This is a genomic window from Streptomyces sp. NPDC005863 (assembly GCF_042871345.1).
Taxonomy (GTDB): Bacteria; Actinomycetota; Actinomycetes; order Streptomycetales; family Streptomycetaceae; genus Streptomyces.
On the sequence record NZ_JBIAII010000002.1, the window covers coordinates 1,061,126 to 1,073,707 of the forward strand.

Annotated in this window: 10 protein-coding genes; all 10 read right to left on the minus strand. The window is 71.6% G+C overall.

Annotation, left to right across the window (positions count from 1 at the left end; all coding sequences use genetic code 11):
• Positions 1-1,062, minus strand: a complete 1,062-nt coding sequence (locus ACFYO9_RS10745) for a hydroxymethylglutaryl-CoA reductase (protein WP_358712039.1) — start codon at positions 1,060-1,062, stop codon at positions 1-3.
• Positions 1,059-2,150, minus strand: coding sequence for a type 2 isopentenyl-diphosphate Delta-isomerase (gene fni, locus ACFYO9_RS10750; RefSeq protein ID WP_358712037.1), 1,092 nt, complete (start codon positions 2,148-2,150; stop codon positions 1,059-1,061). Before fni ends, ACFYO9_RS10745 begins: the two co-directional genes overlap by 4 nt.
• Positions 2,147-3,259: a phosphomevalonate kinase gene (locus ACFYO9_RS10755; protein WP_358773796.1), complete on the minus strand. Its 1,113-nt coding sequence runs from the start codon at positions 3,257-3,259 to the stop codon at positions 2,147-2,149. Before ACFYO9_RS10755 ends, fni begins: the two co-directional genes overlap by 4 nt.
• A complete protein-coding gene (gene mvaD, locus ACFYO9_RS10760) occupies positions 3,259-4,362 on the minus strand; it encodes a diphosphomevalonate decarboxylase (protein ID WP_358773794.1) in 1,104 nt (367 codons plus the stop codon). The genes ACFYO9_RS10755 and mvaD overlap by 1 nt, the downstream gene beginning before the upstream one ends.
• Entirely contained in the window at positions 4,352-5,359 is a 1,008-nt protein-coding gene (mvk, locus tag ACFYO9_RS10765; RefSeq protein WP_358773792.1) for a mevalonate kinase, read from the minus strand. The genes mvaD and mvk overlap by 11 nt, the downstream gene beginning before the upstream one ends.
• A gap of 157 nt (positions 5,360-5,516) precedes the next feature.
• A complete protein-coding gene (locus ACFYO9_RS10770; RefSeq protein ID WP_358712029.1) occupies positions 5,517-6,425 on the minus strand; it encodes an aromatic prenyltransferase in 909 nt (302 codons plus the stop codon).
• A 485-nt stretch (positions 6,426-6,910) separates the two neighbouring features.
• Positions 6,911-8,302, minus strand: coding sequence for a dihydropyrimidinase (hydA, locus tag ACFYO9_RS10775; protein WP_358773790.1), 1,392 nt, complete (start codon positions 8,300-8,302; stop codon positions 6,911-6,913).
• A gap of 243 nt (positions 8,303-8,545) precedes the next feature.
• Entirely contained in the window at positions 8,546-9,829 is a 1,284-nt protein-coding gene (locus ACFYO9_RS10780; RefSeq protein ID WP_358773789.1) for an aspartate aminotransferase family protein, read from the minus strand.
• Positions 9,826-10,668: a nitrilase-related carbon-nitrogen hydrolase gene (locus ACFYO9_RS10785; protein ID WP_358773787.1), complete on the minus strand. Its 843-nt coding sequence runs from the start codon at positions 10,666-10,668 to the stop codon at positions 9,826-9,828. The genes ACFYO9_RS10780 and ACFYO9_RS10785 overlap by 4 nt, the downstream gene beginning before the upstream one ends.
• Before the next feature lie 220 nt (positions 10,669-10,888).
• On the minus strand, positions 10,889-12,577 hold the full coding sequence (locus ACFYO9_RS10790) for a hypothetical protein (RefSeq protein ID WP_358773785.1): 1,689 nt from the start codon (positions 12,575-12,577) through the stop codon (positions 10,889-10,891).
• Between the last annotated feature and the right edge of the window lie 5 nt (positions 12,578-12,582).

The following is a 12,582-nucleotide window of genomic DNA, read 5'->3' on the forward strand; positions in this document are numbered from 1 at the left end:
TCACACACCGACCTTTTCCGTCGTGTTGTCGCGCTCCAACTGGACGTGCGCACGCATCAGTTCACCGGGGTTGGTCTGGGCGGCGAGGAGCGAGAGCTCCCCGCACAGCACGGTCGCCGCGGCGATGACGGCGAGGCGGCGGGCGTTCTCCCCGGGCTCGCGCTCGGCCCGGCAGCCGAGCCGGGCGAGGTTGGTCTCCACGAACTCGATCCCCTTGCCGTTGCCGACCGTGCCGACGATCAGGTTCGGCAGCGTGCAGGCGAAGTAGAGGTCGCCGTCGCGGTCCTCGGCCATGGTGACGCCCTGCGAGCCCTCGACGATGTTGGCCGCGTCCTGGCCGGTGGCCAGGTAGAAGCCGAGCAGCATGTTCGCGTAGTGGGCGTTGGCCGAGCGGATGCCGCCGGCCAGCAGGGTGCCGAGCATGTTCTTGCGGATGTTCAGCTGGACCACCTTGGCGGCGGTCGTGTGCAGGACGTCGGTGACGACGTCCCGCGGGATGAGCAGCTCCGTGACCACGTTCTTGCCCCGGCCGAGGATGCCGTTGATCGCGGTGGCCTTCTTGTCCGTGCAGTAGTTGCCGGAGATCGATCCGTAGGCGATGCCCGGGATGGTCCCCAGGAGGTGCTTCAGGAGCGCGTCGGAGGCCAGCGTCGCCATGTTGTGCCCGGACGCGTCACCGGTGGTGAACTCGAACCGGATGAACAGCAGGTTGGCGTTGATCTCGTGCCGGATGTTCACCAGCTCGGCGAACCGGCTGTTGCCGCGCACCACTTCGCGCAGTTCGTCGATGCGCGCGTCGATGGCGCGGGCGGCCACGTACGCGGTCTGCGCGTCCGTCGCCTCCACGAGCACCGAGCGGGTCATCCGCTCGTCGACGAGGGTGGCGACGATGCCCTTCTCGGCGAGCATGGAGACCTTCGCGCCGCGTCCCACGGAGGGCCACAGCGGCGTCTCATAGGTGGCGAGGGGGACCTGCGTCTCGGTGGTGGCGACGTTCCCGGAGATGCGCAGCGGGCCGACCCAGCGCATCGGGACGCCTGCGATGGCGTGTGTGTCGGTCATCGGGTGCTTCCCGTCAGCTCGGTGGCGGCCGCGACGGAGCGCGAGCGCTGGGCGAAGGGCCCGGTCTCGATGCCCCGGTCGGCGCAGAAGGTGCGGAGTTCGCCGTGGATCAGCAGGTCGCAGCGCTGCAGTTCGGCGGGGGTGCGGGCGCCGAGCATGGTCTGCAGGGCCGCCAGCTGGTCGAGCCAGGTGGAGATCTGTGCGATGAGGGCGGAGACGCCCTCGTCCTTCAGGGTGCGCAGGAACCCGCCGGAGACGCCGACGCCGGACGCGCCGAGCGCCAGGGCGCGGGCCACGTCGAGCGCGTTGCGCACGCCGCCGGAGGCGAGGACCGGGATGCCGACGTCCTGGGTGTCCAGGAGGCAGGCGGCGGTGGACTGGCCCCAGCCGTGCAGGAAGGCGTACTCGCGCAGTTCGCGGCGGCCGTTCTCGATGCGCGCGAAGTCGGTGCCGCCGCGGCCGCCGAGGTCGGCGACCTTGACGCCCAGGCTCTCCAGGAGGAGGACGGTCTCACGGCTGAGGCCGTTGCCGACCTCCTTGACGATCACGGGGACGTCGACGGCCGCCGCGATCTTCTCGATCTGCGGGACCCAGGAGGAGAACGACCTGTCGCCCTCGGGCATCGGCGTTTCCTGGGCCGTGTTGATGTGGATCTGCAGGGCGTCGGCCCGCACCAGGTCGACGGCGCGCTGCGCCTTGTCGACGGAGGCGGTCGCGTTGACGTTGGCGAGGACGAACCCGTCGGGGTTCTCCTTGCGCAGCACGCTGAACGTCTCGGCGCACGACGGGTCCTTGAAGTACGCGCTCATGGACCCGGAGGCGACGGCGACGCCGGTCTCGCGGGCGGCGATGGCCAGGTCCCGGTTGATGACGCCGGTGCTGACGCTGCCGCCGGTCATCGCGTTGATGTAGAGCGGCACCGGCCAGGAGATGCCGGCGAAGCTCGTGGCCAGGGAGACGTCCGGCCGGTCGATGCCCGCCAGCGCGTGGTGGACGAACGACACCTCGTCGAACTGGTTCTGTCCGCTGTGCTGGCGCTGGTGCTCGACGGCCAGCCGGACGTGGTCGTCCTTGCGTTGAGAGATCATTCCTCGTTCCCTTCCATGGCGGGACGGATCGGCAAGGGCCGCACGCCCGCCGTGGTCCACCGTTTCTGTACGTGAGCGATGTCCTGGGCCGCCCCGGCGTCCAGCAGCGCGATGCCGCAGTCGCCGCCGCCCGCCCCGGAGGGCTTGGCCGCGCCGCCGACGGCTTCGGCGGCGTCGCACAGCGCGGTCAGCCGGGGGGTGAAGATGCCGAGTCCGACCGCCTCGTCGAGGCGCGTCAGTTCCTGGCGGGCTCTTCGGATCTGGTGCAGCAGGGTGTCGCGGTCGCCGCGTTCCAGTGCGTCGGCGGCGGCGCGCACGAAGTCGTTGCTGGTCTCCACGAACGCCCGGTGCCCGGCGGTGCCCCGCCAGGCTCCGCGGTCGAGGCCGGAGACGAGCGTCAAGGTCGAGGCGGGGTTTCCGGTCCAGCCGACCTCCAGCGAAAGGCCTTCGGGCGGCGGCAGTCGGCGTACCGCGAAGTCCGGCCAGGGCTCCCGCAGCGCCTTCTCGACGCCGGCGGCGCGGGCCAGGTCGAGTACGGCGATGCGGTCGGGCGCCTGATAAGTGATCCAGCCGCCCCAGGTGCTCGCGGCGAGGTCGCCTCCGGAGGCCTTGGGTTCCAGGCCGGCCGTGGCGAGCATGGCGAGCCGGTACCGGTCCTCGTACGACAGGTCGAGACCGCAGTACGCGGCCACGGCGGCGACGGTCGCGACGGTGACCGCCCCGCTCGACCCGAGCCCGAACTTGGTGCCATTCTCGTGCAGGCCGCTGCTCACCGAGACGTGCAACTCCGGTGCGGGCAAGCCGCGTTCGGCAAGGAGCCGGTTCACGATCTCGACGGAGGCCGCCACGTGTGCGAGGCCTTCGCCGAGCCGCCGGGTGTCCTGCGGCGTCACCCCGGTGAGCTCGCCGTCCCGCCACCGGCAGTGCGCGGGCGAGGCGAGGAGGTCGGAGGAGAGGACGACGGCGGGCGCGTCGGGCTCGGACACGGTGACGGTGATGTACCGGTCGACGGCTACGAGGATCGCGGGGTTGGCCGGGTCCACCACGGCGTACTCGCCCGCGACGAACAGCTTGCCCGGCGCGCGCCGCACGACCGTCCGAGGCGCCATCACCCGTCCTCGTCCAGGAGCCGGGCGGCGGGTCCGGGCCGGGCGACGTGGATCGTGCCGCCCTGCGCCGCGGCGCGCACGACATCGGCCACCCGGTCGGCGTCCGCGTTGCGGCAGAGCACCTTCACGTTCGGCCCGGCGTCCATGGTGGCGTAGGCCGCAACCCCGTCCCGCCGCAGCCCCAGCACGGCGTCGAGCACGGTGAGCGTGGCCGGCGAGAGGTAGCGCACCGCGGGGCGGGCCGCCAGCATCGTGGCGTGCATGCCGAGCGCGTTGCGCTCCGCGATCTCCCCGACGGCCGCCAGGTCGCCGCGGCCGAGCGCCCGGCGCATGTCGGCCAGGTCGTCCCCGCTGGACCGGGCCCACGGCTCGTACAGCGGCGAGGTGTCGACGGTGCGCCGCATGGCCGCGCGGCTGGACACGTCCTTGGGTCCGGCGTTGACGACGGCGACGACCAGCGCGGGGTCGAGGGGGCCGGTGGGCACCGGCTCGGCGTACGAGCTGAGGTCCGCCTCCTCCTCGGTGCCGTCCTCGCGGCCCGCGTGCCAGACCACGAAGTCGCCGAAGAGGGAGCGGGAGGCCGAGCCGGAGCCGCGCCGGGCGAGGCGCGACAGGGCGGTGGCGTCCAGGGCGAGTCCGTAGGCGGCGGCCGCGGCCACGGCCAGGGCGGCGAAGCCGCTGGCGGAGGAGGCGAGTCCGGCGCCGGTGGGCACGGTGTTCTCGGTGTCCACGACGGCGCGGTGGGTGGCCCCGGCCCGCTCGCGCACCAGGTCGAGGAAGGTGACGATGCGCTGCCGCGCGTCGCCCTCGGCGGGTTTGCCGCCGAGTGTCACCTCGTCGTGGTCCGCGCCGGGGGCCTGCCGGACCCGGGTGGTCGTGGGGAAGATGTCCAGGGTCATCGACAGGCTGTCGGTGCGCGGCAGGATGAGCCGTTCGTCGCGCTTTCCCCAGTACTTGATGAGCGCGATGTTGGGGTGGGCCACGGCGGTCGCGGTGCCCGGCGCGCTCGCGCGCACAGAGTGCACCGACTGCACCGACCCGGCCGACGCCGGCCGCACCGACTCGTCCGACCGCACCGCGGTGGCCTGCTGTTCAGCGCCCATGGCCGGTGAACCCCCTCAGCGGTACGACCCAGGTCTGGACGGCGCCGGCCTCGTGCAGCCGCCGGGTCACCGCGCTCGCCTGCCCGGACCGGGTCAGCGCGAGCACACAGCCGCCCATGCCGCCCCCGGTGATCTTGGCGCCGAGGCTGCCCGCCCCGAGCGCGCCCTCGACCAGCGCGTCGATGCGGTCGGTGCTCAACCCGGCGGCGCGCAGTAGCTCGTGATACTCCGTCATATGGTGGCCCAGCTCCTCGGGTTCGCCGTCGGCGAGGGCGTGCCGGGACGCGTCGGTGAGCTCCGTCGCACGGCCCACGAACCGCTCCTGCGCCCCCGGGTGCCGCTGGAAGCCTTCGCGCAGCAGCCCGACGGCGTCCTTGGTGCGGCCCACCTCACCGCTGTCGGCGACGATGAACAATCCCTCGCAGCCGATGGGGAGTTCCTCGGCGTGACCCTGCTGGAAGAGCAGCGGGCCCGATGCGCCCACGGCGGTGGCGTCGACGCCGCTCGCGCGTCCGTGCGCCACGTTCTCCGCGGTCTGTACGAGGTCGAAGGCGGTCTGCGGGGTGACCTCGCGGTCGAAGAGGTCGGCCAGCGCGAAGACGACGGCACGCGCGCAGGCCGCGCTGGAGCCGAGGCCGCGGCCCGGCGGGATCGCGCAGTCCAGGATGACGTCGAGGTGGACGTCGTCGGTCACGTCCATGGTCGCCCGGAACTCGGCGGTCAGCCGCTGCAGCCAGTCAGAAGCCTGCGTCGCCACCGGCCGCGAGGCGGACCCGGTCATCGTCAGGGACACGTCGCCGGAGTCGCCCGGGGTGCGGGCGGACCAGCCGGCGCTCGCCGTGACCGCCAGCTGCGGCACCGGGAGCGCGAGTGCGGGGGCGCCATAAACGACCGCGTGTTCCCCCAGCACGATGGTCTTCGCGTGGGCGCGCCCGATGCCGACCGACCGAGCGCGTCGTACGTCCGGCAATCCCTCCGCCGAGGCCGATGGCGTCAACGCGCTCAGCTCCCTTTGTCTTTTCTGCATGGAGATCGCATCATCCAGAGTTCTAGGAAGAAATGAAGCCGGCCGGATTCCGTGCGGAATCCGGCCGTTCCAGAGAAAGATCTTCAGGCCCTGGCGGGTGAATTGCCGTCAGGAATCCGAACTGCCGTCAGGAATCCGAACGCAGCAGATTCTCCACGCGCTTCTGCCACTGGTAGTACGAGGCGATCTTGTGGTACTCGCCCTTGGGCGTCGACGCGATGCCGTACACGTAGTTGCGGCCCGTCGTGTCGTACGGGGCGTTCCTGATGAGCCGGTCGAACGACGGCGCGAGGTCGATGGGCAGACCCAGCGGCTCCGGCGTCATCACGGAGTACGTGAAGCGGTTGATCTCCGGCGAGTCCCAGCTGAGGGTCACGTAGATGACGAACGAGCGTTCGCAGAACCGCAGCAGCTCCGCGCTCGGCTCGGCGAGGCCGAGCTCGCCGAGGATCGCCCTGACGCCCTTCTCCTCGAAGACCTCGGCAGGCACGCGGTCACCGACACCGCCGCCGAAGTACAGGTTCATGGTGCGCTTGGAGTAGTCGATGCCGACCGTGCTCACCATGTCGGCGAGGCCCCACTTCTTGAAGAAGTCGAGGTTGGCGGCGACACCCTCGGGGATCGAGGGGAGCTTGACCAGGTCGTCGACCTTGACCAGGTTCTCGGCGCTGGGGAAGGACCAGGTCTTCGTGAACCCGCCGGCGACGCCGAAGTCGACGCCGCAGCTGGTGATGGGGAGGTTCTCGTGGACCTCCTTCAGCAGGCTGCCGACCGGGTGGTCCGTCTTCGGCGTGAGGTCGTGCTCCAGGGCGCGGGCGTACGGGTCGAAGCCCTTCGGCAGCATCGTGAAGCGGCAGTCGAGGTCGTCGGCGCTGCTGCCGGTCGACGCGCGGAAGGAGATCACGGAGTTGCCGACGAACTCCTTGTAGGCGTTCAGGATCGGCCAGACCTTCTCGCGCGAACTCGTGACGTCCACGATCTGAGCCGTCTTCTCGATGATCGAGTACAGCTCGTTCAAATCGGTTGTCTCAGACATGGTTCCTCCATGGAGCGATCGGCGGACGCCTGCGGAACGGCAGGGTGAATCTCACGCTTAGGGTCAGCAATTCCCTCCTCGACCTGCGGAGTTCCCCCCTCGGAACAACTCCGGGTCAGGGCAGGCCCATCGGCACGCCTGCAAAGGGAGGGGCCGCCATCGCATGCGCGGCTCTCGCACCGCCCGCAAGAGAGGCGGGACGGCACGCATGAGATGGAATGCGGTGGGAATCGGAACTGCGTCGGGCTCGGGCCCGGTCTCGCCGGCATCAACCGGCGGCTACGGCGCTCAACCCCCGGCCTCGCGGCGGGTTTTGGGCAGAGTCGGCGTGCAGAAATAGTGACACGGGGCCGACCGCCGGGCCAAGCCCCTCCCCGAGTGACCCGGGTCACACCAACGGCGGGGCGGGGCCGATGAGTTCGGCCCCGCCCCGCCGTCCGACCGTCGGCCGGTCACAGCGAGCGTCATGCGTACCGCCGCACCGCTCACGCGTACTGGCAGATCCCCCGCGGCACGTACGACCCGTGCCCCGCGCGTCCCGCGTACACCCGGTCCTCGATGACCGGAACGCCCCGGGACAGCACCGTCTCCACGCGTCCGGTGATCCGCTTGCCCTCGTACGCCGAGTAGTCGACGTTCATGTGGTGCGTCTGCGCGGAGATGGTCTGCTCCGCGTGCGGGTCGTAGATGACGATGTCCGCGTCGGCGCCCGGCGCGATGGTGCCCTTCCTCGGGTAGAGGCCGAACATCCGGGCCGGCGTGGCGCAGGCGACCTCGATCCAGCGGCGCCGGCTGATGTGCCCGTCGACGACGGCCTGGTGCAGCAGGTCCATGCGGTTCTCCACGCCCGGCAGGCCGTTCGGGATCTTGGAGAAGTCGTCCCGGCCCATCTCCTTCTGCCCCTTGAAGCAGAACGGGCAGTGGTCGGTGGAGACGACCTGGAGGTCGTTCGTGCGCAGCCCCCGCCACAGCGCCGCCTGGTGCTCGCGTGGCCGCAGCGGCGTGGAACAGACGTACTTGGCGCCCTCGAAGTCGGGCTCGGCGAGGTTGTCGGTGGACAGGAAGAGGTACTGCGGACAGGTCTCGCCGAAGACCGGCAGGCCGTCGTCCCTCGCGCGGGCCAGCTCGGCGACGGCCTCCTGCGCGGAGACGTGCACCACGTACAGCGGGGCGCCGGCCACCTGGCTCAGCTTGATGACGCGGTGCGTGGCCTCGGCCTCCAGGAGCGCCTTACGGACCTCGCCGTGATAGCGGGGGTCCCGTTCGCCGCGGGCGAGCGCCTGTTCCACCAGGACGTCGATGGCGAGGCCGTTCTCCGCGTGCGTCATCACCAGGCCGCCGTTGGAGCTCGCGCGCTGCATCGCCCGGAGGATCTGCCCGTCGTCGGAGAGGAAGACGCCGGGGTAGGCGGTGAAGAGCTTGAACGAGCTGACCCCGGCCGAGACGAGCGCGTCCATCTCCTTGAGCGAGGACGCGTTCACATCGGACATGATCATGTGGAAGCCGTAGTCGACGGCGCACCGTCCGGCCGCCTTCGCGTGCCAGGCGTCCAGGCCCTCCGCGAGCGTCCCGCCCTTGGGCTGGATCGCGAAGTCGACGATGGTGGTCGTGCCGCCCCAGGCCGCGGCGCGGGTGCCGGTCTCGAAGGTGTCCGCCGCGGTGGTGCCGCCGAACGGCATCTCCATGTGCGTGTGGGCGTCGACGCCGCCCGGGATCACGTACTTCCCGGTGGCGTCGATCACGCGGGCGGCGGTGAAGTTGTGGCTGTCGTGGGTGGCCAGCGCCACCACCCGGCCGTCCTCGGCCAGGACGTCGACGGGCAGTTCGTCGGAGGCCGTGACGACCAGGCCGCCGGTGATCAGCGTGCGGTTGCTCATGTGGTGCGCTCCCTTTCCTGCGGGCCCGCGCGGTGCCGCGCGGTCCTCCGGACGAACTAGGGCCTGTCCGGCGGATCTTGTCGCGGGCGTGGGGCCTGCCACGCCGACCTGCGGCGTTGTCGTCGGTTGCCAACGCTCCGCGTTGCCGCCCTCCTCCGCCTTGCATCTCGACGCACCAGACCCCGCTCACCAGCACGAAAACGCGCGGGCCACCCGTATGCGACCTGATCCGCCGGACAGGCCCTATGCGCTCCGCAGGGCCTGTTCGAGGATCGAGGCGCCCTCTTCCGCCTCCGCGACGGTCAGCGAGAGCGGCGGTGCGATGCGCAGCGCGCTGGTGTCGTGCCCGCCGCCCTTGCCGATCAGGAGACCGCCCTCGCGGGCCGCCTCCAGCACGGCGGCGGCCGCGCGCGGGTTGGGCCGGTCGGTGCCCGGCTCGACCAGTTCGACGCCGATCATGAGTCCGCGTCCGCGCACCTCGCGTACGACGGGCAGCTGTGCGCAGATCGCCCGCAGCCGCTCGATGAGGAGCCCGCCGACCCGCCGGGCGTTGCCCTGCAGGTCGTGCTCCAGGAGGTACGCGAGGTTGGCGAGGCCGGCCGCCATGGTGACCGGGGAGCCGCCGAAGGTCGAGATGGAGTTGGCGTCCAGGGAGTTCATGACCTCGGCGCGGGCCACCACGCCGCCGATCGCCATGCCGTTGCCGATGCCCTTGGCGAAGGTGAGGATGTCCGGCGGGCCGCTGCCCGCGTGCGCCTGCCAGCCCCAGAAGTGGTCGCCGGTGCGCCCCCAGCCGGTCTGTACCTCGTCGGCGATCCACAGGATGCCGTGCTCGTCGAGGACCTCGCGGAAGGCCGCGTAGAGGCCGTCGGGCGGCGAGGTGAAGCCGCCGACGCCCTGGACGGGTTCGGCGATGAGGGCCGCCACTCCCCCGCGGCCCTGCCCGAGCATGTCGCGCAGGTCGGCCACGCAGGCGGCGGTGAACTCGGCGTCGCTCAGGTCGGCGTACGGGCCGCGGCTGCGGACGCCGCCGTGCACGTACAGCGTCTGGAGCGGCGAGAGGCTGGTGGGCGACCACGACTGGTTGCCGGTGATGCCGACGGTGGTGAAGGAGCGGCCGTGGTAGCTGTTGCGCATCGCCAGGATCTGGTTGGAGCGGCGGTGGGCGGTGGCGAGCAGCAGCGCCGCGTCGTTGGCCTCGGTGCCCGAGGTGGTGAAGAAGACGCGTGCGTCGGGGATGCCCGACAACGCCGCGACGCGCTCGGCGAGTTCGACCATCGGGCGGTTCAGATAGAGGGTCGAGGAGTGGATGATCCGGCCCGCCTGCTCGCTCACCGCCTTGGTGACCTCGGGCAGCGCGTGCGCCGTCATGGTGGTGAGGATGCCGCCGAAGAAGTCGAGGTACTTGTTGCCGGCCGCGTCCCACACGTGGCGACCCTCGCCGTGGGTGAGCTCCATGGGCCGCTGGTAGTAGAGCGCGAGCCAGTCGGGCAGCACGGCCCGGTGGCGGTCGTACAGGTCGCTCACGGCTGCACCAGTCCTTCGTAGGCGTCGGGTCGGCGGTCGCGGTAGAACGCCCACTGCTGGCGTACTTCCTCGATGAGGGCGAAGTCGAGGTCCCTGACGACGAGTTCCTCGGTCTTGTCGCTCGCGGGGTCGCCGACGAACTGGCCGCGGGGGTCGACGAAGTACGACGTCCCGTAGAAGTCGTTGTCGCCGTACTCCTCCTGGCCGACGCGGTTGATCGCGGCGACGAAGTACTCGTTGGCGACGGCCGCGGCGGGCTGTTCGAGCTGCCAGAGGTGGGCGGAGAGGCCGCGCGAGGTGGCCGAGGGGTTGTAGACGAGCTGGGCGCCGCCGAGGCCCAACTGCCGCCAGCCCTCGGGGAAGTGGCGGTCGTAACAGATGTAGACGCCGACCTTGCCGACCGCGGTGTCGAAGACGGGCCAGCCGAGGTTTCCGGGCTTGAAGTAGTACTTCTCCCAGAACCCCTTCACCTGGGGGATGTGGTGCTTGCGGTACTTGCCGAGGTAGCTTCCGTCGGCGTCGATCACGGCCGCGGTGTTGAAGTAGAAGCCGGACTGCTCGATCTCGAAGACGGGGACGACGATCACCATGCCGGTCTCGCGGGCGAGCGCCTTCATCCGGGTCACCGTGGGGCCGTCGGGCACCGGCTCCGCCCAGCGGTAGTGCTCGGCCTCCTGGACCTGGCAGAAGTAGGGGGCGTTGAACACCTCCTGGAAGCCGATGACCTTCGCCCCTTGGCGGGCCGCCTCGCGGGCGTGCTCCTCATGCTTGGCGATCATGGATTCGGTGTCGCCCGTCCAGGTTGCCTGGACCAGTGCGGCGCGTACGACGTTGACCATGAGCTGCTCCTTCGCAAGTCCGTGAGAGGACGTCAGAGAGCTTCTACGCACGTAGACTTGCTGCGTGGATTAGGAGAACGTAAGCCTCCGCCGAGGGGCTGAGCAAGACCATCGCCGTCAACCGGCTCAGTCGATCATGATTCGCACCCGAGCGGCCGAGAAACGGGCCGAAAGGGACAGAGTCAGGGGCAGGTACAGGGGCGGGCCGGGTCAGGGTGGGTCAGGCGCTGAAGCCCGCGACGCGCAGGGCGTGCACGAGATCCCAGTGGTGTTCGTCGGAGACTCCCTTGGCCGTCTCCAGGAGGACGGGGATGAGGCGGTGCGGATCCGTGTGCGCGCAGCGGGCCACGTCCTCCGAGGTGCGGACGCGGACGTAGGAGTCCAGGAGCGCGCGGGCCTCCCGCTCCCGGTCGGCGTCCATGAGGGCGAGGATCGCCTCGGCGATCTCGGGCGCGGGACGCGCGACGCCCTGCCGCAGCAGCTTTCTGCAGTCGTCGCCGCGGCCCGCCCCGGCCAGCGCGTCGGCCAGTGCGACGAGCCGGTCGGGCGGCAGGGAGGCGGCCTCCCAGAGCAGGGTGGCCCAGTCGGCGCCGAGGCCGGCGCGGTGCAGTTCGCCGGCGAAGAGCGGCAGCCGGGCGGCAGGCCAGGCCGTGGCCTCCACGAGCACGCCGTGCGCCTCACCGCTGCGGCCCTCGCCCCGGAGCCGGATGAGGTCGCGGACGGCGTCGGAGGTGGCACGGGCGTCGGTGTCGGGGCCGGGTGCGGTTGCGGCTTCGGCACGCCCCCGGGGCCGCGTCTGGGCTTCGGTGTGGTGCGGGTCGGATTCCTGCGCCGCCGGAAGGGATGGGACCGACGAGGCCGCCACCTGCGGGAAGCGCGCCCCCCGGGGCGGCTCACCCGCGGACGCCGGTTCAGGCCCGGCCACCGGCCCGCGCGCGCCCTGCCCACCGCTGTCCCCGAACCCGGCGAACCGTGCGCCGCGCGGCCGCCGCCGGGAACGCTCGGGCCCCTGCCGGGGTACGTGGGGTCCGGCGTCCGGCGCCGAGTGGCGCGGCGCGGGCGCCGGCTCGAAGTCGTCGACCGGGGCCGGGCCCACGGCGTGGCCGTCGGCGACCACCTCACCGGCCTCCACAACGTAGTCGGCAAAGCCCCCGGCGAACCCACCCGCAAACTCGCCCGCAAACCCCTCGGCCGAGCCATCACCGTGACTCCCCGCAAGGCCCCAAGAGGCGCCCCCGCCGTACTCCCCGGCGAAGCCACCGCCAGGCCCGCCACCCACGCCCCCACCGGCATCCACACCCGCACCCGCACCCACGCCCAGGCCCGCTCCCCCGCCGAACGAGTCCCCCGAGAAGTCTCCCCCCGGCGCCCCCGCACCGAGGTCGACCCACGTCGGGCGCTCCACCTCGGTCAGGCGGTCCATGCGCTCCCGGAGTTCGGCACAGCGCGCCGTGGCCCGCTCGTGGTCGTCCCGTACCCACGCCAGGTCGAGGTTGATGCGGTCGGCCTCGTCCGCGTCGAGCGCCGCGGCCAGTTGCCGCGACAGGTCCGCCTGCCGCTCCAGGGCGACCCGCTGCTCCCTGAGCATCATGTCGAGCCGGTCGCCGAGGAGTTCACGGCCGCCGGGCCGGGCGTCGTACGCGTCGAGCGAGGCCCGGTGCAGGGCCTGCGCCCGGCCCCGTTCACGCTCGGCCTCGGGGACGCCGCGGTCCGCCGCGAGGTCGTGGAGCAGCGCCTGCACCACGTCCCAGGGCGGCACCTCGGCGCCGTCCACACAGGCCCGCATGCCGTCGGGGTCGCGCTGCCAGAACACGCCGCACCAGCCCGCGTCCTGGTCGAGACGCCCGAGCAGTTCCCTCAGGTATTTCGCGAACTCCCCTACCTGGTCCGGGAGTTGTCCCACTGCCATCTGAT